Here is a 21,458-nt window from a genome sequence, read left to right as displayed (position 1 = left end):
TGTTGCATGATAAAGGGACGGGCATCATAGTTCTGACTAAGTCCACTTAAATCAAGGCTTAGGCTCGCAGCGAAGAGTGGGCTTTTTTGTTGCCATTCTTTAAAGACAATCTCGATAACATTAACCACAGTTTTATTCATAAACACTCGGCTATTGCGGCGTTTTTTCCAAAGTGTGGTGGGATCTTCAAGTGTAAGTTTATAGAGGCTTAAACTGCCGTCGGATTGGCCTTGTAGGGCTTGAGTAATAATACCTGTGGTGCGAAACAATTGTCCTGAGTCGGTGACTTGGTCAACTGCGACTTGGCTACCAATGAATTGTTTTAATGGAATCGTAGCATCAGTGGATAAGCAAATCAGTTCTACACGAATGCCTTGATTGATTTCATGTTGCTCGTCTATACGTTGTAAAAAGACCTGAGCATTTAATATGGGATTGGAAAATTGAATATGGATGGCACGTTTTTGTGGGTGATGCCTAATTGATCTAATGCGCGAAATATATTATTCAACATCTCTTGTTATTTAATATTAACTTAAATTTCGCGCATTCTATAAACCATAGACTAATCTGTCTATATTTTTAATGTTACTTTATTGCAACCATTTAACTAATCTGTTGAATTCTCAATATTAATCTCATAATTTCAATCATACTGTAGACTTAAAATAATTTTCTTTAGGCATGTCAATCACCTCAACACAGAGTTGAATTTTTAAATCGTTTTTTGATTTTAAATAATTTTTCTGTTCAAGGATGTTGAGCAGTAATTCACCTAATGATTTTTTTTGAGCGTCAGATCGTCCACTTAATAAATAGAGTTTTAAATGGATATAAGCATCTTGAATTCCATTTACACCAATTAAAAAATTTTGATCTTTAAAAATACGTGACTTGATATCATGCTCACTAAATAGCATCGTATTGAGTAATACAGTATTTACGTCTTTCAAAAGTTGCAACGAATCTAAATTATTCAAATTAGAAGAATAATTCGTAATGATATGAGGCATTTATTGCTCCTATTCAATAAATAATAAAGCTAAACGCACTTGATCATAAGCCATTCTTGGACTTGTTGCTTCAACGATCGGTCTGAGTTTAATTGCGCCATCATCAGTAAAATGTTCAGGGTTTTTACGCTTATGTAAACGTTTATAAATCTTACGAACTTCTTCCACGACGTCATCACCAGGATTAGCCACAGAAATATCTAAACCTTGTTCTTTATGTAAACGAGATAGGTGATTAATGATCGTTGCTGGCGTTAAACCACGCTCATGTGCAATATCTTCTATCTCATAACCTTCTTCAAATAAAGCACGTGTTTCTTCTAAAGTTGCAGCTGCATAATTCTGCTTCGCACCTTTAGCGAGTTTTTTCTCATTACGACTAATTTCCGTCGTATTTAACGTACCACCACAATGACGAATAAAGGCATTATGTTGTGTGGTTAAATCAATATTTTCAAAGTTCGTTTCAGCTTCAGTAGACAACTCCTGAAAACGGCGATCTGCTTTGATTGCCAAACTGTCTAGCTCTAAAGCCTGCTCATTGAAACCTAATAATTTAAGTCCAGTCAGAGACTTCAGGCGAGATAAAGCAACGTAGCCCTGACCTTTCTCAAAAGTATGCGTTAGATTAATTTCTGCGGCTTCTAAGGTCATACCCTGACTCTTATGAATGGTAATCGCCCAAGCCAAACGTAAAGGAATTTGCTGAAAACTCGCAATCACCTTACCTGCTTCATTTTCAATTGACCAAGTTTCTGGCTCAACCAATAAAGTTGTACCATCGGTTAATTTCACTTTAGGCAAAATACCATTTTTATCATCTTCCTCGAATCCAATGACTTCACCCAAGCTGCCATTAATGTAGCCCATATCAAAATTATTTTTTACAAACATAACTTTGGCATGCTTTTTCAAGGTAAGTTCTTCTGGTGCGCGAACTGATGATTTCAAGGTTTCAATCAGCTTTTCATTACCATCTAAAACTGCATTGAATTGGTGGCTTTCATTATCGATTTCATTGAGATGCTGATAGTTAATATTATCAACATCCATATTGTGTGTATAAAGGCGGGTAAATGTCTCACCTATATCGTGCTGACGAGATTGTTGTAAAGCCGAAATATGATTGCCTTGAATATTTTGCGCGCGAATTGCATTTAAAATCTGGTTGAGAATTTCATCATCCTGACGATGTTGCTCCGTTAAGTAACACACACGAAATTTTGCTTCGACCCAAGCATCCGACATAAAACAAAATTTATCTCGATTGGCCTCGCCATTTCGGCCCACAGGAGGTAACTGGAAAAAATCTCCAGCGACAATCACTTGAATACCACCAAACGCTTCGTCACTTTCTTTAAAGTATTTGAGGACTTGATTAACGAGATTGAGCTGTTTGGCGTGCAACATTGAAATTTCATCAATAATTAAAACTTGGGCATTTTCTAAATGCTCTTTTAAATATTTTCGCTCTTTCATCCGCTTGAGATCATCATCACTCAAGCTATCTTTGATTCCAATTCCTGCCCATGTATGAATAGTCATCCCATTCATATGCGTTGCAGCGATACCCGTTGAAGCTGTAATTGCAACAGGTACTTTGCGTGCTTTTAAATAATGAATGTATTGATTTAACGTATAAGTTTTTCCTGCACCGGCTGAGCCCGTTAAAAAAACATTTTCCCCAGCTTTAAGTAACTTGAGTGCAGTCTCTTGTTTCATAATTTCTTCAGTCAAAAACAACAGCACATAGCTTAACGATTTTTTATGGAAAATAAAAATCTATGTCATGGAGAAAACTCATCATGCCTCACTTTTACATTGACATACGAAGGTTTTCATTTAATGTGTTTGTTAATGAATTCAGACTTGATATATAAAAATGAATAGCTCAAATCTCAATACATATCAAACAGATATATTAGGTGAAGATTATCAGCAAATGACCTTAGATTTTGCTGATGATTATGATGGAAAAGTTGTTGCGACTTTGATCCGAAAGAAAGCCGCATTAGCAACGAAAAAAGCCGTTCTCTATATCCATGGTTTTGCCGATTATTTCTTTCAAAAAGAAATGGCTGAGCAATTTAATCAACATGGTTATGATTTCTATGCACTCGATCTAAGAAAATATGGTCGCTCTAAACTCGCTCATCAAAAACTTTACTATGTGCTTGATTTGAGAGAGTACGATGCTGAAATCAGTAAAGCACTCGAAATTATTGGTCAAGAAAATCACAATCAAGTCTTGCTTGCTGGGCATTCAACAGGTGGTCTGATTACAACACTTTATGCAGCACATTACCCTGATCACCGCCTCATTAAAGCAGTTTGGGCAAATAGTCCTTTTTATGATTTTTATAAAAGTGTTATTGAGAAAAAAGTTGGCATTCCTTTACTCAGTGAGGTTGGTAAACGGTTACCGAATGCCAAATTTCCAAGTGGCTTAAATAAATGGTACACACCAAGTTTGCATAAAGATTTTTACGGCGAATGGGATTTCAATCTGGATTGGAAGCCTAAAACCATGCCTTTTGTGGATCTCTGTTTTGTTACAGCAATTCACGAGGCACAAAAAGAAATCCATAAAGGTGTTAGTCTAAAAGTCCCTACACTGATTATGCATTCGCACCAGTCTAAATACCCTCGTAAATGGGGTACGGATGCGCAACAAAGCGACGTTATTCTAGATGTTAAAGACATGACCGATAATGCTAAAAAAATGCAAGGTGATGTGCAGACTTTAGCAATTCATAATGGGCTACATGATCTTGTACTGTCAGCACCCGCTGTTCGAGCGGAAGTATATCAGCAGCTCTTTCAATGGTTAGAGCAAAAGATTAACTAGAATTAATTTTTATGAGGGAACTCCAAAAACCTGTTTTGGAGTTCTTTTTTTAATATTTCGCACCATATTTGAGCACCACAAAGTATATTATTCAAAATTTCCTACTTTTTTTTGCATTTATCCTTTTCTCAAATAAATCTGCCTATTGGTAACTGATATAAACTCTCAAATGAAAAGAGAAAAAACTTTTATTTTTACCATTTGGAATAAAAAAACCTAAAAATAAATCAGCACATCTAAATTTAGGCATTACTTTTGCACTGTTTGATACAAATTCACTCTGAGGAGTAAAGTTGTATGGAACAAGCGAACTCTGTATCTGCCCCTTCTTCGTCAAGCGCAGAAATTTCATCGGCTGAGTATTTTTCTCAACGTCAACTCAAACAAGGTACAGTCGGTTGGCTTCTCCTCATTGGCTTAGGTGTTGCCTATGTCATTTCAGGTGATTTTGCAGGCTGGAATTTTGGGATTGCCCAAGGTGGTTGGGGTGGTATGTTTGTTGCGACCATCCTCGTTGCAATCATGTATCTATGTTTATGTCTATCCATGTCGGAAATGGCGACAATGATGCCAACCGCAGGCGGTGGTTATAGTTTTGCTCGTGCTGCTTTTGGACCATTCGGAGGTTATTTAACAGGAACAGCCATTTTAATTGAGTATGCCATTGCACCCGCTGCGATTGCTGTTTTTATCGGTGGCTATTGTGAATCCCTGTTTGGTCTCAACGGTTGGATAGTGTATTTAAGCTGCTATTTACTCTTTATGGGTATTCATTTAAAAGGTGCTGGTGAAGCACTTAAAATCATGTTTGCAATTACTTTAATCGCGGTCATTGCTCTGGTGGTATTTGTTGCGGCAATGGCACCACATTTTAGCTTACAGAATTTATTTGATATTCCGACCACCACGGCAACAGGTGCAAGCGCATTCCTTCCACAAGGCTATTTAGGTATTTGGGCGGCTGTTCCATTTGCCATTTGGTTTTTTCTTGCAGTCGAAGGTGTTCCATTGGCTGCTGAAGAAGCCAAAGACCCTGCAAAATCTTTACCTAGAGGTCTAATTGGTGCGATGTTGATCTTAACAGCTTTCGCAATCTTGATCTTAGTCTTAGGGGCTGGCGCTGCTGGTGCAAGTACATTACAAAACTCAGGCGCACCTTTAGTTGATGCATTGACCAAAGTCTATGGAACAGAAACATGGTTAGCAACCTTTGTTAATTTCGTGGGTTTGGCTGGTTTAATTGCGAGTTTTTTCTCAATTATATATGCTTATTCTCGTCAAATTTTCGCTCTGTCTCGTGCAGGATATTTACCAACCTCGTTATCACTTACCAATAAAAACAAAGCCCCCTATTTAGCCATTATTATCCCCGGAATTATCGGTTTTTTTCTTTCTCTCACTCGTGAAGGCGACTCTCTTATTTTAATTGCTGTATTTGGTGCAACCATTTCTTATGTGCTGATGTTACTTGCGCATATCAAATTACGCTTATCTAAACCTGATATGCCACGTCCTTACAAAACACCTGGGGGCATTTTTACTTCAATCATTGCCTTAGTGCTTGCCATTGCTGCGGTTGTTGCAGGTTTCGTGGTGAATCCTAAAGTTTGGTTTATCGCAGCTGCAATCTACGCTTGCTTTATTGCTTACTTTTTATTCTATAGCCGCTATCATTTAATTAAAGGTACGCCAGAAGAAGAGTTTGCCAATATCAAGGCAGCAGAACAAGAAGCCAAATAATATAAGGAAATCACAATGAGCTATCGAATTATGGTTGCCAATCAACAATATCATTTCACTGATTTAAAAACATTGATGGCAAAAGCAACACCTTTACGCTCTGGTGATGAATTGGCAGGGGTTGCTGCACTTGATGCAACAGAGCGTGTTGCTGCTCAAATGGCTTTAGCGGATGTACCACTAAAAACCTTTCTCAATGAAACGGTAGTTGGTTACGACATAGATGAAATCACACGCTTGATTATTGATGAGCACAATCAATATGCTTTTGCTGCAATCTCTCATTTCACTGTGGGGGACTTTAGGAATTGGTTGTTGAGCGAACAAGCGACAACTGAAACATTATCTCAGCTTGCTTCAGGACTTACACCAGAAATGGTTGCTGCGGTCAGTAAAATCATGCGCAATCAAGATTTAATTTATGTCGCAAGCAAATGTGAAGTCGTCACTCAGTTCCGCAATACCATTGGGCTAAAAGGTCATTTATCGACTCGGTTACAGCCTAACCATCCAACTGACGATGCACTTGGTATTTCAGCGAGTATTTTAGATGGTTTAATGTATGGTAATGGCGATGCGGTGATAGGAATTAATCCCGCAACAGACAATTTGCATAATATTACAGAGTTGTTAAAACTACTTGATCACGTCATTCAAGAGTATCAAATCCCCACGCAGTCATGTGTTCTGACACATATCAGTTCAGGTATCCAACTGGCTGAAAAGAATGTACCCATTGATCTAATGTTCCAATCTATTGCAGGAACACAACGAGCCAATCAAGGATTTGGGATTTCACTTGATTTATTACAAGAAGGCTATGAGGCAACACTAGCACTGAATCGAGGGACATTAGGGCAAAATGTCATGTATTTTGAAACTGGACAAGGCAGTGCTCTATCCAGTAATGCACATCATGGTGTTGATCAACAAACACTTGAAACACGTGCTTATGCTGTTGCTCGAAAATATAAACCATTGCTGGTTAACACAGTTGTAGGCTTTATCGGCCCCGAGTATCTCTACAATGGTAAACAAATTATCCGTGCAGGTTTAGAAGATCATTTTTGTGGGAAATTACTCGGTTTACCGATGGGCTGTGATATTTGTTATACCAACCACGCAGATGCAGATCAGAACGATATGGATGTACTCCTCACCCTTTTCGGTGCGGCTGGACTTAATTTTATTATGGGTATCCCTGGTTCTGATGACGTAATGCTGAATTATCAAACTACATCATTCCATGATGCGTTGTACTTAAGACAACTTTTGGGCTTAAAACCTGCCCCTGAGTTTTCAGCTTGGTTAGAACAACAAGGCATTTTTAAACAGCAACATGCGCAAATTTGTTGGTCTGATCATATGCCAGAAAAATTTTCACGATTACTGATGAATTAGGAGAATGCCGATGAAACTTGATCGTGATATTCAATATCCTGCACATCTACATCAAGATCAGTGGGAAAAACTGAAACAATTTACGGATGCTCGAATTGCGCTTGGTCGTGCAGGTTGCAGCATCCCAACTCAAGCGCTACTTGAGTTTCAACTTTCGCATGCGCAAGCTCAAGATGCAGTTTATCAGAACCTGAATACAGCCTATTTAACTGAGCAATTAAAAGATCATTCACTACAAAGCTATCATGTAAACAGCAATGCAGAAAATAAAGAAACATATCTAAAACGACCAGACTTAGGACGACAGCTTTCAGAGCACTCAAAACAAATACTTATTGAGCAATCTATTGATTCACAACCCTATGATGTTTGTATTGTTGTCGGTGATGGACTCTCTGCACGTGCGATTGAAGCAAATGCGATCCCCTTTATTTTGTCTCTAAACAAATATATTCAGCAAGAAGGTTGGAGTGTTGCACCAATTGTTTTAGCAACAGGTAGCCGAGTTGCATTAGGTGATGATGTTGCTCAGATTTTCAAAGCATCCATGTTGGTTATGCTAATTGGAGAACGCCCGGGTCTAAGCTCGCCAGATAGCATGGGAATTTACTATACATGGCATGCCCGCACAGGATGTCTCGATTCAGCACGCAATTGTATTTCAAATGTTCGTCCAGCAGGCTTGAGCATTCCAATCGCTACGCAAAGGCTGATGAATTTAATGAAAGAATCAAAACGACTTGGCTTATCAGGCGTGGACTTAAAAGATGAGCATCAAGTCCCAGAGTTTCAACATATAGATCAACCTAAGCTCCTTTTCTAATACCATATTTTTAGAAGTAGAATACGATGACACCTTTTCCAATTTTATCTACTGAAAGACTATTACTACGTGAAATTGTGATGGATGATGTTCCTCAACTTTTTGAAATTTATTCAAATGCCGAGGCAATGCGTTGGTTTGGTGCAGACCCTATTCGATCCATATCAGAAGCTCAAAAATATGTTCAAATTTTTGCAGACTGGAGAACACACCCGAACCCTGCAACTCGCTGGGGTATACAAACCCAAGAAAGTGATCAATTGATTGGAACCTGTGGCTTATTCAAATGGGAGCCTGATTGGAAGAAATGTAGAATTGGTTATGAACTCTCATCCTCTGCGTGGGGTCATGGATACATGACTGAAGCATTAAAGACCATGATTACTTGGGGTTTTGCACACATGAAACTCAATCGAATTGAAGCATTTATCCATCCTAAGAATTATCCATCACTTCGCTTAGCTGAAAATTTAGCTTTTAAATATGAAGGTCATCACAGAGAAGCAGGTTATTGGTCAAATCAGTTTCATGATTTGCTACACTATGGCTTACTTCGATCTGATTGGAACAGTCATTCAGATTAATTGCCTTACAAGTAGTCCCCAAATACACCTGACATAAGAAATATTTCTATGAACTTGAATACATCATTTCCTAAAACAATCTATGCAATTCAACATCTAGCATTCGAAGACTTAGGTTCATTAGAAGACGTATTTTATCAGCTCGGTTTCCGTGTTCGTTATTTTGAAGCTGGCGTTGATGATCTCGGTCCAGCGCTTAATTATGAAGGTCTCACAATTATTCTAGGTGGTCCAATTGGAGTCTATGAAACAGAAGACTACCCATTCTTAATTGACGAAATCTCTGGTTTGAGACAACGCTTAAAAGACGATAAGCCAACGATTGGTATTTGTCTTGGTGCTCAATTAATTGCACATGCGCTAGGTGCAAACGTTTATGCAGGTGAACAAAAAGAAATAGGATGGAGTGAATTAGAAATCAAAAAGGTAGAACAGAATATTTTATCGCCACTTAAAGATACAAAAGTATTGCATTGGCATGGAGATACTTTTGATTTACCAGAGAATGCGACCTTACTCGCAAGTTCTGCAATGTATCCAAATCAAGCCTTTTCCATTGGAAAAAATATTTTAGCACTACAATTTCATTTAGAAGTTCTTGAAGAAAGCTTCGAAAAATGGCTAATTGGGCATACTTGTGAAATACGTAATGCTCAGCTATCAGTTCAACAATTGAGGAGTGATAATCGAAAATACGCCAAACGGTTAGAGGATATGACTTCTCATATCATGAACAGTTTTATATCGCGTACTATGTAGAAATAGTAATAAATATCTTGTTTTTTTCGAGGTGAATTTACACTTTTATAAATAAGAATAGTTATTAATATTAACAAATTATTTAATGCAATTCTTGAGTTACAATAGTGAGAATATTGCAAAAACAACCAATATTGTTACAATATCTAATGAAATGTAACTAAAATTTTACATTTATCGAATATTTTTTTGTGGTATAGAAATGAACATCTTAAAATTTATCAAAAGTTTCAACACTGTTAATACTTATCTTGGTTTAGCTGTTTTATTATTAGTTACCTTAATTGTTTATTTCTATCATATCAATCCAAGTTAATAATATTCTTTATTATTCAATTAGCTTTGAAATAATAAAAAAGGGAGCATTTAATGCTCCCTTTTTTATTTACTTCTTGTCGATTTTAAAACTATCTTTTAAATCTAAAATACGATTAAACACAGGTTTCTCTGGATTGTGATCATGTTGATCCGCGACAAAATAACCTTCACGTTCAAATTGGAAGCGATCTTCTGGTTTTGCTTGTGCCAAAGCAGGTTCAATCACCGCTTGAACCACTTTTAATGATTCAGGATTTAGGTGCGCTAAGAAATCATCATCTGCATCTGGCGCAGCTTCAGTAAATAAACGATCATAAATGCGCACCTCAGCAGGTACACCTTTGCTCGCAGATACCCAATGAATCACCCCTTTCACCTTACGTCCTTCAGGATTTTTACCTAAAGTTTCAGGATCAATTGAACATTTTAGTTCAATGATTTCACCACTTGCATCTTTAATCACTTCATCACATTTGATCACATAAGCATGGCGTAAACGCACCTCACCTTCTGGTATTAAACGCTTAAAGCCTTTTGGCGGTACTTCTTCAAAATCTTTACGATCAATATAAATTTCTCGTGTTAATGGAATAACACGCTCGCCCATATCTACATTCGGATGACGTTTATGCGTTAAATCTAATTCTTCTGGCAAATTAGTTAACGTTACTTTCAATGGATCAAGCACCGCCATACCACGAGCTGCTGCATTTTCTAAAGACTGACGAATACAGAACTCAAGCATCGCTACATCAACAATACCATCCGTTTTTGATACGCCAACACGCTTACAGAAATCACGTAAACCTTCAGGTGTGAAACCACGACGTCGCATCCCAACGACAGTTGGCATACGTGGGTCATCCCACCCTTGTACATAATTGCCTTCAACTAGTTTACGCAATTTACGTTTAGAGGTGATCGTATAATCCACATTTAAACGAGAAGATTCATACTGACGCGGTACAGCCTGAGAATGAACTTTTTCTACAATCCAATCATAGAATGGACGGTGGTCTTGGAATTCTAAAGTACAGAGTGAATGAGTAATACCCTCAATCGCGTCAGATAATGGATGAGCATAGTCATACATTGGATAAATTTTCCATTTATCGCCTGTTTGGTGATGTTCTGAATGAAGCACACGATAAAGAATCGGGTCACGCATGTGTACATTCGGACTCGCCATATCAATCTTGGCACGTAGTACAGCACCGCCTTCTTTGATTTCACCATTACGCATTTGTTCAAAGCGCGCAAGATTCTCTTCAACAGAAGCATCGCGATAAGGTGAGTTTTTACCCGGCTCAACGAAATTACCGCGATTCAGCTTAATTTCTTCTGGAGTTTGCAAATCAACATAAGCATCACCTTGTTCAATCAACTGAACAGCCCATGCATACAGTTGATCAAAATAACCTGAGGCATAGCGAGGCTCGCCATTCCAGTTAAAACCTAACCATTTCACATCGTTGGCGATACCATCAACATATTCTTGTTCTTCAGCATCTGGGTTAGTATCGTCAAAACGTAAGTTACATAACCCATCAAATTCCTCAGCAATACCAAAGTTCAAACAAATTGCTTTGACATGACCAATATGTAAATAACCATTTGGCTCAGGAGGGAAACGTGTAACAACTTTTTGCGTACGTCCATCTTTTAAATCATCAGTAATGACTTGACGTACAAAATCTAAGCCTACCTGTTGTTCTTGCTGCTCAGCATCGACAATGGCTTGGGTGTTCGGTGTCGGGGTTTTTGGCAGTTCTGAAACAACATCATTTGGCTTCATAGGGAGTAAATCACTTCTTACTGTTAAAAATAGGACATAAAAACGCAATCTTTGCTTTTTCTCAAAGATTTTAACGTTTTTTACTTGCCTTGTAGTTTACAGTTTGCTTATGCTTCTCTCAACCAAAAACCCATGGTCACAAGACCATGTTTAGGAGATTAATGTAATGAGTTTTCCTCAAGTCGAATTAAATACCAACAAAGGTCGTATTGTTCTTGAGCTTAACGCTGAAAAAGCACCAAAAACGGTTGCAAATTTCTTAGAATATGTACGTGACGGTTTCTATGACGGCGTAATTTTCCACCGTGTGATTGATGGTTTTATGATCCAAGGCGGTGGCATGGATGAAAACTTTAAAGAAAAAGCAACGCGTGACTCAATCGAAAACGAAGCTGACAATGGCTTAAGCAACGATGAAGGTACAATCGCAATGGCGCGCACACAAGCACCTCACTCTGCTTCTGCTCAGTTCTTTATTAACGTGAAAAACAACTCTTTCTTAAACCACACTGGTAAAACAGCTCAAGGCTGGGGTTATGCAGTATTTGGTAAAGTTGTTGAAGGTATGGACATTGTAGGCGAGATTAAAGGCGTTCGTACTGGTAACCGCGGTTATCACGCTGATGTTCCTTTAGAAAACGTTGTGATTGAATCTGCTAAAATTATCTCTGAATAATAATCCCTCCTAACCTCCCTTTATAAAGGGAGGAAAGTCTCTCTTTAAGAAAGAGGGATTTAGGGAGATTTAAAAAGGATAAAAGTGTGACCTACCTGTTTATTTCAGATTTACACTTGTCACCTGATCACCCTCGACTCGCTCGAGGGTTTTTGGCTTTATTGCAACAATATCAAGATAAAAACACCCAACTTTATATTTTAGGTGATTGGTTTAATGCATGGATTGGTGATGACTACACAGCTCCATGGTTAGATGAAATCATTCAAGCATTACAAAGTTTCACCAATGACGGAAATCAAGTGTACTTCCAAGTTGGTAATCGTGATTTCGCTTTGGGACAAAAATTCTTAAATAAATTTAATGGTATTCTATTACCAGACGTTTATACACTTGACATTCACCATAAAAAATTTCGTCTTGAACATGGCGATGCGCTCTGTACTGATGATGTGGCATATCAGCGTTTCCGTAAAGTGATTCGTAATCCAGTTTTGTTGGGTTTCATAAAGCGCACACCACTTAGTTTTCGACAAAAACTAGCCAATGGTTTTCGCAAAAAAAGTAGCCAAACCAAGCAGCTGAAAAGTTATGACATCATGGATGTGAATGCTCATGCAGTAGAGTGCTTGATCGATCAAGTTGATTATTTAATTCACGGTCATACTCACCGTCCAGAAATCCACCAAGTTGATAATAAGCAACGTATTGTCTTAGGAGATTGGCGTGCTGATTCAGCGTGGATTTTAGAAATCAATCCACTAGAAAATTATCATTTAGATTTTAAACAGTGGCACTATTAAGAAAATTTTATTCTGCAATTTAATACATCACTTTTATTCAAGTCAGCTAAAACTTTGCACATACGACTTAAATCTATATAGAAATCACATTTCACTACTTTCAGTGAAATATAGATCAAGTAAAATAAATTAAATTTTTAAATTGAGTTAATTTCTGATGGATACTTTAGCTACAGCAAAAACACGTTATGCGACAAAAGCTTATGACACAGAGAAAAAGATTCCAAAAGAACAATTTGAAAAGCTACTTGAAATTTTGCGCTTTAGCCCTTCTTCGGTAAATATTCAACCATGGCATTTTTTAGTTGCAGAATCTGATGAAGCCAAACAGCGCATTGCTTCAGGACTCACGGGTAAATATATTTACAATGCAGCCAAAGTCTTGAACTCATCACACACCATCATCTTTTGTACTCGTACAGATATTACACCTGAATATTTAGAACAATTATTACAACAAGATGATGCAAGTGGACGATTTAAAGATGAAACAGCTAAACAAGGTCAACAAGATACTCGTTCTGGCTATGTCGAATTCTATCGCAATGAACTCAAAAATCTTTCAGCATGGATGGAAAACCAAACCTATCTTGCACTTGGTCAATTGCTTTTTGCGGCAGGATTAGAAAGTATTGATGCGACACCAATGGAAGGTTTTGATCGCGATACAATCAATAAAGAATTTGGATTGACAGAAAAAGGTTTAAAAGCCTCAGTGATTGTTGCATTAGGCTATCACAGTGATAGCGATTTTAATGCCAAACTACCTAAATCACGCTTAGCAGATGACGTAGTGTTTACTCGTTTATAATGAATCAGAACAAGGGAGTTATTCATTTTACTCCCTTATTTTTATTACATCATAGCTTTGGCTAAACATAATACTGCAATCACGCCACAAACTAATCCAATCCATGTATATGCTTTTATTCGCTCTTTGAACAATACAACTCCACTCAATACACCTAAAACAACAACGAGAATATTCATTCCAGCAAAGACAATCGCAGGCGTTTCTTTAAAAATCATATGTGCTTTAACATATAAAGCGATATTGGCAAAATTTAATATTCCCAAAAATAAACCTGTAAAAATGTTTTTAGGCTGCCAGTTCGCTTGTGTAATCGCAATATAAGCAATCGATAAAATGAAGGCAGCAATAAATGTTAAATTCAACGTGACTGCAAACTGCAAACCCAGACTACTACTATATTTAAGTAGTACATCTACTGCCGCATAACCCGCCCATACACTGAATAGAAACAAAGCTGACTTTAAGCTTAATCCTTTATTGGCCTGTTCTGTTGCCTGCCCAACAATAATTGCCAATATTGCAAGCACACCAAGAACAACACCTATTAATTTTAATTGGCTAAATTGTTCACCAAAAATAAAATACGCTGCTAATAAGGAAAGAATAACCGCTAGACGTTGAGCAATTTCTGTTTTAAGAATACCCGCGAATTGTAATGATTTGGCTAAACATAGAAAAATACTTGGCAGCAATATTGCCAAAGTGAATATGAGCCACCACGGTGTATTTTGAATTGAAACATGTGTGAGATCTGTCTTAAACCAGTAAAAACATAAAATACTTGCGCTTAGATAATTCCAAGCAATCATTTGAAAGACATCAAACCCTTTGGTCTTTAGATATTTCAATAAAATTGAGACTAGAACGCTACAACATGCTGCCGCAATAATCATTTCCATAGTATTTATTCTTACTTTTTAAACATAAAAAAATGCCAGTCTATAATTAGACTGGCATTTTTAAAGATCATCAATCAATTAACGATTATTTTCGTCTTCTTGACCATCTTCAAATTTAGTTTCGCCGTCGAAGCCGCCTTGACCACCAAAGCCGCCTTGACCACCAAAGCCGCCTTGACCACCGAAGCCACCTTGACCACCGAAGCCACCTTGACCACCGAAGCCACCTTGACCACCGAAGCCACCTTGACCACCGAAGCCGCTGCCTTGACCGCCACCAAAGCCACCGCCTTGACCGCCACCGAAGCCGCCGCCTTGACCGCCACCGAAGCCACCTGTAGCACCACCTTGAGCAGGGAAGCCACCAGTACCTTGAGCACCAGCTGGACGTGGGTTACGTGCTGGAACGACTGTAGAAATCGCGTGTTTATAAACCATTTGACTTACAGTGTTTTTTAATAAAACAACATATTGATCGAAAGACTCAATATGCCCCTGCAATTTAATACCGTTCACAAGGAAAATAGAAACTGGAATACGTTCTTTACGGAGAGAATTTAAGAACGGATCTTGTAAAGTTTGACCTTTAGACATTTTTAACTCCAAAAAATTTTTAAATCAGCGCAAAAAAACTATCTTTATTTTTCAACTAAAAATTATAAAAAGACAGCCTGCGAATTTTGCTTTATCCAAAGAAGTTTCGCAAGTCTTCTTTCGCCTGCTTTATCGTCACGTAAGTTTTAAAATCGTGTATTTCTTGCAAAGAACGTAACCAAGTGTATTGACGTTTGGCCAGTTGCCGTGTTGCAAACAGCGCCTTGTTCTCCATTTCTACTTTATTTTCGAGACTTAAGTCACTTTTTAGTAAAAAATCTAAAGCTTGACGATAACCAACAGACCGCATAGACGGTAAATTATCATTTAAATCGTATTTTACAATTAGGCCCTCCACTTCATTTAAAAAACCGATTTCCCACATTTTGCTCAATCTTTGCTCAATGCGTTTATGTAATTCTAACCGATCAGGCATCAAAGCGTAGTTATGAAAAGTGTAACGGTAAGGTTGATTTTTAGGTTGTTCAGCCTGTAACTTTGTTATTGGCTCACCTGTAATTCGATATACTTCAAGTGCGCGAATAATTCTTTGCTTATCAGAGACTTTAAATTTTTGACCAGCGATTGGATCTACTGCAACCAATTCATCATAGACAGCCTGCCACCCTTCCTGCTCCGCTTTTTCCGTAATTGCATCACGAACATTTTGGTCAGCATTTGGTAAATTATCAGCAAGCCCCTCTAACAGTGCTTTGAAATATAACATTGTCCCACCAACGAGAACGGGAGTTTTCCCACGCTCATGCATATCATCAATCAAAGGACAAACATCCTCGACAAATTGTGCTGCAGAATACACTTCCAACGGTGTAATAATATCAATCAAATGATGTGGATAAAGTGCTTGTTCTTCCTTGGTTGGTTTCGCTGTACCAATATCCATATCTTTATAAACTAAGGCTGAATCAACAGAAATTAGTTCAAAATTACCACGCTCATAGAGTTCACATGCCAATGCAGTTTTACCACTTGCGGTAGGCCCCATTAAATTGATGACGGGCAATTGATTTGACATGTACAACTACTCTCCTCGAGCAAATAATTTATCTAATTGATGCAGTGGAAATGCACGCCAAGTCGGACGGCCATGATTACATTGGCTAGCAAATTCAGTTTGTTCCATTTGACGCAATAAGGCATTCATTTCAGAAAGGCTTAACTGCCGATGAGCACGCACAGCGCCATGACATGCCATACCAGCGAGTAATTCATCACGTTTTTGCAATAAACCTCTTGCTTCATCATTTGGATCAAGATCATTGAGCAATTCTGGAATCAATTTCTCAAAATCTGCTTTATGTAAAATGGCAGGCACACCACGTACGATCACTTGATCATCCCCATACTGATCGACTTCCAAACCGAGTCGTTGTAATTGGGGTTGTAAATCTTCGATGCGAGTGGCTTGCATACGCGTAATTGAAACAATTTTTGGAATCAATAATTGCTGCGATGTCCAAAATTCAGGTTTATCCCATGCTGACTTCATTTGTTGTAATAAGATGCGTTCGTGTGCTGCATGCATATCAACAATAATCAAGCCTTCGGTATTTTGCGCAAGAATATAAATGCCATGAAGTTGTGCTATTGCAATACCTAATGGAAATTCATCCACACGTGATGGAACCGTTTGATTACTTTCAACTTCCCCGTGATCAAAGGTGGTAGGAGTTTCTCCACCACGCAATGGCGCCAAATATGTTTTAAGCGCATTATTTAATTGTGCAGAACCATTATAACGAGGTTCTTGTGATCCAGAATTATAATTTACGGCTTGAGGACGACTTTGATTAAATTCAGTCAATAAATCAGTTGAAACAGCTACATGTTGATTGGCTGATGAATCTGCTTCAACCGCAGCACGATGTAAATTAAATTGTTCTTGGTATTTGGGCTGAGGCTGATAATCAAAGTTTTCTGTTGTACTTTCATCTGTTTTCATTGCCTGTGCTAAATCTGCACTAGCTGTTTGAAATTGCGATAAAGTTGATTTAGCATAATGACGTACAAACTCATGCACTTCACGTTGATTTAGAAAGCGAATTTCATGCTTGGTTGGATGTACATTGACATCAATATTTTCAGGATCTACTTCTAAAAACAACAAATAAGAAGAATGCTGATGACCATGCAAAATACCTTCATATGCCATACGCAGCGCATGTGAAATGGTTTTGTCTTTAACAATACGACCATTTACATAAACATATTGCAAATCTGCTTGTGCACGCGCATCAGAAGGATGCCCCAACCATCCAGATAAGCGCATATTGATACTTTCAGCATCAACCCAGTAGGCATTTTGAATAAATTGTTGACCAAGTAACTGTTGAACACGTTGGTAACGTAACTCACCACTATCAGCCACAGGTAGGTTTAAACGGATATTATCGTTGTGCTCAAGCACAAAACGAATATCGAAATGTGTTAAAGCCAAACGGCGAACAATTTCTTCAATATGGTTAAATTCTGTTGTTGGCTTTTTTAGAAATTTACGACGTGCAGGAACATTAAAAAATAAATCCTGAACACGAATATGTGTGCCTTTTTGTGCAGCAACTGCTTGAACTTGCTGATGATCGAAAGCGGTGCCATTGACTTCTACTTGATAACCCACGCCTTGTTCATCTTGACTGCTGGTCAAAGTTAAACGAGACACTGCAGCGATGGATGCCAATGCTTCCCCACGAAAGCCCAAGCTGACAATCGCATGTAAGTCTTCAGAAGTTTGAATTTTACTAGTCGCATGTCGCATCACTGCCAAAGGTAAATCTTCTGGGTGAATGCCATTACCATTATCAATGATTTCAATTAAAGTCGAACCGCCCTGAGCCACACGAATGATCAACTCAGTCGCACCAGCATCAATTGAGTTTTCTAACAATTCTTTTACGACGGATGACGGGCGTTCGATCACCTCACCCGCAGCAATTTGGTTGGCTAATGCGGCATTAAGGGTATGGATACGGCGAGTTGTACGATCTATTAAATCATGCGCCATGCAATTGTTCCTGCAATGTTTGAGACAGTGCTTGAGAATCTACAGTTAAAGTCACAAATCGAGTGAGCTCATCTTCTGACTTTTGAATGTCGATGACCACATCGGCTTTTGGAATTTCCTCACCGCCTTTAGATGGCCATTCAAATAAAAATAAAGCATCAGGTGTTTCCAAATAGTCACGAATTCCCATGAGCTCCAACTCATAAGGATCATCCAAACGATATAAATCGAAATGAAAAATGTCTCGACCATTAATATTATAAGGCTCAACCAAGGTATATGTAGGGCTTTTTACTGAACCGTTATGACCTAAATTTTGGAGGAAATAGCGTGTAAATGTAGTTTTTCCAGCGCCCAAATCACCAATTAAGTAAACAATGCCAGCATGCACATGCTGAGAGAGTACTTGTGCAAAACGCTGAGTGTCTTGTTCATGATTTAAAGTAAATTTCACTGAATACGACATGGCAAATAGAACAAAATTGGGATGGTCGTTATAATAACATTGCACTGCCACAAAGCCTAATCATGTGCTTTTAAACTGGCTTTTTTTACATCGTTTATACTGAGTCGAATGTACTGTATGTCATCTATTCTAGAATTTACCCCACCACTTATTAATGGCGTCAGTGCAAGCAAAGTCTTTTTACCAAGAGAAGTTATCGCAAATACGATTTTTGATTACCTCTGCCAACATTTTCCACATATTCATGCAAGTGAATGGCAACAACGTTTTGATGATGGGCTTATTTATGCTGCTGATGGCTCACAACTACAATTAAATAGCACCTATACACCCAATACCCATATTTTTTATTATCGCTTTCTTGCGCATGAAATCCATGTACCTTTTCAACATGAAATATTATTTGAAAATGATGATCTGATCGTGGTCGATAAACCTCATTTTTTAACCATGAGTCCAACAGGACAATACGTTCAAGAAACGCTTTTGGTACGATTAAAAAAACAAACAGGCTATGTAGATTTAACCCCAATCCATCGCTTAGATAGAGAAACGGCTGGCATCGTATTATTTAGTAAAAGACCTGCCTCTCGTGGTGTTTATCAACAGTTATTTGCAGAACGAAAAGTACAAAAAACCTACCATGCAATTGCAGCTTATCGCTCTGAACTCACATTTCCACAAACAGTAAACTTGCATTTAGAAAAAGGACATCCTTTTTACACGATGCAAATTAATAATGAAAAGGAAAGTAATAGTGAAACTTATATTGAACTGTTAGAGCATGATCTACAACTCGCGAAATACCTTTTAAAACCGAAAACAGGGAAACAACATCAACTGCGTGTACACCTGAATTCACTTGGTATTCCTATACTTAATGACTCATTTTATCCAGTGATTCAACATAGAGATGATGATGATTTTACTACCCCACTTCAATTACTTGCAAAGGCAATTAATTTCATAGATCCCATCACAAACCAAGAAATGCAGTTCAGTTCTCACCACGAACTCACATTGCAAACACAACGTAATGACAAAAATTCTATATTTTCAGCTCAAAAATATTGAAATTACATTGCGATGGTTTAAAATACATGACGATAACTAAAAATATTTGGTCTTATTCTTCATGCGAAAAACAGAAGTTTATCAGGTTCGACTTGATTCTCAGGAAAAAAAACAAGCTTTTGCTGTCTTTAAACAACTAGGGATCTCCCCTGCTCAAGCCGTTCGTCTTTTCTTTAAGCAGGTGGTTCTGACAAAATCAATTCCTTTTGCAATTGAAAATCAAAATATAAATATGGAACAGTTGCTCAAATTGCGAAAATCTAAGAATGCCGCAAATGCTGAAAATCCATCTTCAATCGATGTTGAAGACGACCACGAAGATTTATTTGAAGAGTTGAATGCACTTTTAGGTGAAAGTGACAAAACTTAACAATGTTGCATTTATACACAAGTTTCTATTTTTTAAGCTGAATTTTTTCGCTATCCTGTCAGTCCAAATAAAATTATAAGTGTAAGGATGACTTAGGATGATTGTTAAAAGGGCAACTCAAGAAGATCTTCACCAACTTGCGACCTTATTTGATGAATACCGCCAATTCTACGGCGCATCTTCAAATATCAAACAATCTTATCAGTTTTTAAAACATCGTTATGACAATAAAGACAGTGTTATTTTTATTCACGTAAAAGATGATGTCTTCACAGGTTTTGTACTTCTATATCTCGCATTCTCTTCAGTCGCATGTGAAACCTATTATGTCTTAGATGATGTATACGTTACGCCTTTTTACAGACAACAAGGTTCAGCAAAACAATTAATTGATACTGCTATTCTTTTTGCTCGCCATGAAAATGCGCTTCGAATTAGTTTAGAAACTCAACGCAATAATCTTGAATCTCATCGCCTTTATGAGCAAATGGGTTTCATCCGTGATGATGAGTTCAACACCTTTCACTGCTTTTTAAAGTAAAGCGTCTTCTTTAGAAATATTTTGGCTCAATAGCTTCTGTGATGGTGTTAAATACATCCATTCACCTTCCTCTAAGTCAGGGAGAATAAGTGAGCCAACTTGATTTCGATGTAGCTTTTCTACTTTATTTCCCACCGCAGCCAACATCCGTTTAACTTGATGGTAAACACCTTGATGAATAGTCATCGACAACTGATATTCTGAAAATAGCTCAACATCAGTTGCTGCAAACACTCCTTTTTCATTACGTAACTCTACGCCCTGCTCTAATTGTTCTCTCTGCTCTGAGGAAACTGGATCTGCTGTAGTCACATGATAGACCTTAGGTACATGTTTACGCGGATGTGTTAAAGCTTGAAGATATTGACCATCATCCGTTAAAAGTAGCAACCCTGTCGTATCCTGATCCAAACGGCCTACGCATTGAATACCACGATGAATCAAAATCTCGGGAAACAAGCTAAAAACACTCTTATGATGTGTTGCTTGATGCGAACACTCATAACCACTCGGTTTATTTAAAACAATATAAACGTGTTCTCTGAATTGATATTGCTCACCAAAGACCTGAAAACTGAGCTGTTCCGTATTAAAATTCTGTTTTGGATTCTCACAGACTTGCTCTTCAACCATTACAGAACCATTTTTGATCAGTTGCTGGCAGTATTTTCTCGAACCAAAACCTTGAGACTGTAAAATTTTTTCCAGCAACATATGAAGAACCTAAATCAAACTTAATTTATTGTACTCGATTCACTTTAGTTTCGTTGCCTGCTTTCTATTCATTCTTTTTTTATAATTTCTTCACAATTTCTTCACTTGTAATAGAACATATACAAAAGCATCGTCAAACTATCTCATTCCAGATATTGCACTCCATATTTTCACTAAAAAGTATTGTTACATTTGCATCAAGTT

Annotated in this window: 22 protein-coding genes and 1 pseudogene; 13 read left to right on the top strand and 10 right to left on the bottom strand. The window is 37.8% G+C overall.

Annotated elements, in window-relative coordinates; all coding sequences use genetic code 11:
- From IO68_RS33765 to IO68_RS33085, 3 genes and pseudogenes are all read right to left on the bottom strand, one after another.
- Nucleotides 1–514: pseudogene (locus tag IO68_RS33765) on the bottom strand (contractile injection system protein, VgrG/Pvc8 family); the annotation flags it as partial.
- A 136-nt stretch (nucleotides 515–650) separates the two neighbouring features.
- Nucleotides 651–1,013 carry a 5-carboxymethyl-2-hydroxymuconate Delta-isomerase gene (locus IO68_RS33090; protein ID WP_023014355.1) on the bottom strand — a complete coding sequence of 121 codons (363 nt, stop codon included), beginning with the start codon at nucleotides 1,011–1,013 and terminating at the stop codon, nucleotides 651–653.
- 9 nt (nucleotides 1,014–1,022) lie between these two features.
- A complete protein-coding gene (locus tag IO68_RS33085) occupies nucleotides 1,023–2,735 on the bottom strand; it encodes an AAA family ATPase (protein ID WP_023014354.1) in 1,713 nt (570 codons plus the stop codon).
- A 160-nt stretch (nucleotides 2,736–2,895) separates the two neighbouring features.
- Between IO68_RS33085 and IO68_RS33080 the strand changes: the two genes are divergently transcribed.
- The 7 genes from IO68_RS33080 to IO68_RS34385 all read left to right on the top strand — a co-directional run bounded on the left by IO68_RS33080 (nucleotide 2,896) and on the right by IO68_RS34385 (nucleotide 9,484).
- Nucleotides 2,896–3,861 (top strand): alpha/beta hydrolase, encoded by a 966-nt coding sequence (locus IO68_RS33080; protein ID WP_023014353.1) that lies wholly within the window; start codon nucleotides 2,896–2,898, stop codon nucleotides 3,859–3,861.
- A 297-nt stretch (nucleotides 3,862–4,158) separates the two neighbouring features.
- On the top strand, nucleotides 4,159–5,601 hold the full coding sequence (gene eat / locus IO68_RS33075; RefSeq protein WP_023014352.1) for an ethanolamine permease: 1,443 nt from the start codon (nucleotides 4,159–4,161) through the stop codon (nucleotides 5,599–5,601).
- Between the two features lie 15 nt (nucleotides 5,602–5,616).
- Nucleotides 5,617–7,002, top strand: a complete 1,386-nt coding sequence (locus IO68_RS33070) for an ethanolamine ammonia-lyase subunit EutB (protein ID WP_023014351.1) — start codon at nucleotides 5,617–5,619, stop codon at nucleotides 7,000–7,002.
- 10 nt (nucleotides 7,003–7,012) lie between these two features.
- Nucleotides 7,013–7,825 carry an ethanolamine ammonia-lyase subunit EutC gene (gene eutC, locus IO68_RS33065; protein WP_023014350.1) on the top strand — a complete coding sequence of 271 codons (813 nt, stop codon included), beginning with the start codon at nucleotides 7,013–7,015 and terminating at the stop codon, nucleotides 7,823–7,825.
- Between the two features lie 26 nt (nucleotides 7,826–7,851).
- Complete coding sequence (locus IO68_RS33060) at nucleotides 7,852–8,409, top strand: GNAT family N-acetyltransferase (protein WP_023014349.1); 558 nt, start codon at nucleotides 7,852–7,854, stop codon at nucleotides 8,407–8,409.
- Nucleotides 8,410–8,457: 48 nt separating this feature from the next.
- The gene (locus IO68_RS33055) at nucleotides 8,458–9,168 is read left to right on the top strand and encodes a glutamine amidotransferase (protein ID WP_023014348.1); all 711 of its coding nucleotides are present in this window, start codon (nucleotides 8,458–8,460) and stop codon (nucleotides 9,166–9,168) included.
- A 202-nt stretch (nucleotides 9,169–9,370) separates the two neighbouring features.
- On the top strand, nucleotides 9,371–9,484 hold the full coding sequence (locus tag IO68_RS34385) for a hypothetical protein (RefSeq protein WP_023014347.1): 114 nt from the start codon (nucleotides 9,371–9,373) through the stop codon (nucleotides 9,482–9,484).
- Between the two features lie 69 nt (nucleotides 9,485–9,553).
- Here IO68_RS34385 and IO68_RS33050 read toward each other — a convergent pair whose 3' ends face one another.
- Nucleotides 9,554–11,281 carry a glutamine--tRNA ligase/YqeY domain fusion protein gene (locus tag IO68_RS33050; RefSeq protein ID WP_023014346.1) on the bottom strand — a complete coding sequence of 576 codons (1,728 nt, stop codon included), beginning with the start codon at nucleotides 11,279–11,281 and terminating at the stop codon, nucleotides 9,554–9,556.
- A gap of 166 nt (nucleotides 11,282–11,447) precedes the next feature.
- Between IO68_RS33050 and IO68_RS33045 the strand changes: the two genes are divergently transcribed.
- The 3 genes from IO68_RS33045 (at nucleotide 11,448) to nfsB (ending at nucleotide 13,571) form a co-directional block, all read left to right on the top strand.
- Complete coding sequence (locus tag IO68_RS33045; RefSeq protein WP_004878677.1) at nucleotides 11,448–11,957, top strand: peptidylprolyl isomerase; 510 nt, start codon at nucleotides 11,448–11,450, stop codon at nucleotides 11,955–11,957.
- A gap of 86 nt (nucleotides 11,958–12,043) precedes the next feature.
- Nucleotides 12,044–12,760, top strand: a complete 717-nt coding sequence (locus tag IO68_RS33040; protein ID WP_023014345.1) for a UDP-2,3-diacylglucosamine diphosphatase — start codon at nucleotides 12,044–12,046, stop codon at nucleotides 12,758–12,760.
- Nucleotides 12,761–12,917: 157 nt separating this feature from the next.
- Complete coding sequence (gene nfsB / locus IO68_RS33035) at nucleotides 12,918–13,571, top strand: oxygen-insensitive NAD(P)H nitroreductase (protein WP_023014344.1); 654 nt, start codon at nucleotides 12,918–12,920, stop codon at nucleotides 13,569–13,571.
- A 44-nt stretch (nucleotides 13,572–13,615) separates the two neighbouring features.
- Here nfsB and IO68_RS33030 read toward each other — a convergent pair whose 3' ends face one another.
- The 5 genes from IO68_RS33030 to tsaE all read right to left on the bottom strand — a co-directional run bounded on the left by IO68_RS33030 (nucleotide 13,616) and on the right by tsaE (nucleotide 18,555).
- Complete coding sequence (locus IO68_RS33030) at nucleotides 13,616–14,473, bottom strand: DMT family transporter (RefSeq protein WP_023014343.1); 858 nt, start codon at nucleotides 14,471–14,473, stop codon at nucleotides 13,616–13,618.
- Between the two features lie 78 nt (nucleotides 14,474–14,551).
- Entirely contained in the window at nucleotides 14,552–15,067 is a 516-nt protein-coding gene (gene hfq, locus IO68_RS33025) for an RNA chaperone Hfq (RefSeq protein ID WP_023014342.1), read from the bottom strand.
- 91 nt (nucleotides 15,068–15,158) lie between these two features.
- Nucleotides 15,159–16,103: a tRNA (adenosine(37)-N6)-dimethylallyltransferase MiaA gene (gene miaA / locus IO68_RS33020; protein WP_004878671.1), complete on the bottom strand. Its 945-nt coding sequence runs from the start codon at nucleotides 16,101–16,103 to the stop codon at nucleotides 15,159–15,161.
- Between the two features lie 6 nt (nucleotides 16,104–16,109).
- Nucleotides 16,110–18,089, bottom strand: a complete 1,980-nt coding sequence (mutL, locus tag IO68_RS33015; RefSeq protein WP_023014341.1) for a DNA mismatch repair endonuclease MutL — start codon at nucleotides 18,087–18,089, stop codon at nucleotides 16,110–16,112.
- Nucleotides 18,079–18,555, bottom strand: coding sequence for a tRNA (adenosine(37)-N6)-threonylcarbamoyltransferase complex ATPase subunit type 1 TsaE (gene tsaE / locus IO68_RS33010; RefSeq protein ID WP_023014340.1), 477 nt, complete (start codon nucleotides 18,553–18,555; stop codon nucleotides 18,079–18,081). Before tsaE ends, mutL begins: the two co-directional genes overlap by 11 nt.
- A 117-nt stretch (nucleotides 18,556–18,672) precedes the next feature.
- On the opposite strand from tsaE, the gene IO68_RS33005 reads away from it, so the two are divergent.
- The 3 genes from IO68_RS33005 (at nucleotide 18,673) to IO68_RS32995 (ending at nucleotide 20,540) form a co-directional block, all read left to right on the top strand.
- Nucleotides 18,673–19,629, top strand: coding sequence for a pseudouridine synthase (locus IO68_RS33005; protein WP_023014339.1), 957 nt, complete (start codon nucleotides 18,673–18,675; stop codon nucleotides 19,627–19,629).
- Between the two features lie 61 nt (nucleotides 19,630–19,690).
- A complete protein-coding gene (locus tag IO68_RS33000) occupies nucleotides 19,691–19,999 on the top strand; it encodes a type II toxin-antitoxin system RelB/DinJ family antitoxin (protein WP_004878666.1) in 309 nt (102 codons plus the stop codon).
- 97 nt (nucleotides 20,000–20,096) lie between these two features.
- Complete coding sequence (locus tag IO68_RS32995; protein WP_004878665.1) at nucleotides 20,097–20,540, top strand: GNAT family N-acetyltransferase; 444 nt, start codon at nucleotides 20,097–20,099, stop codon at nucleotides 20,538–20,540.
- Here IO68_RS32995 and IO68_RS32990 read toward each other — a convergent pair.
- Complete coding sequence (locus IO68_RS32990; RefSeq protein ID WP_023014338.1) at nucleotides 20,532–21,254, bottom strand: pseudouridine synthase; 723 nt, start codon at nucleotides 21,252–21,254, stop codon at nucleotides 20,532–20,534. The genes IO68_RS32995 and IO68_RS32990 overlap by 9 nt on opposite strands.
- Nucleotides 21,255–21,458: the final 204 nt, after the last annotated feature.

The sequence above is a fragment of the Acinetobacter sp. COS3 genome (assembly GCF_000475335.1).
Classification (GTDB): Bacteria; Pseudomonadota; Gammaproteobacteria; order Pseudomonadales; family Moraxellaceae; genus Acinetobacter; species Acinetobacter venetianus.
Note: the sequence above shows the minus strand (reverse complement) of the source record. Positions and strands in the feature narration are given on the sequence as shown.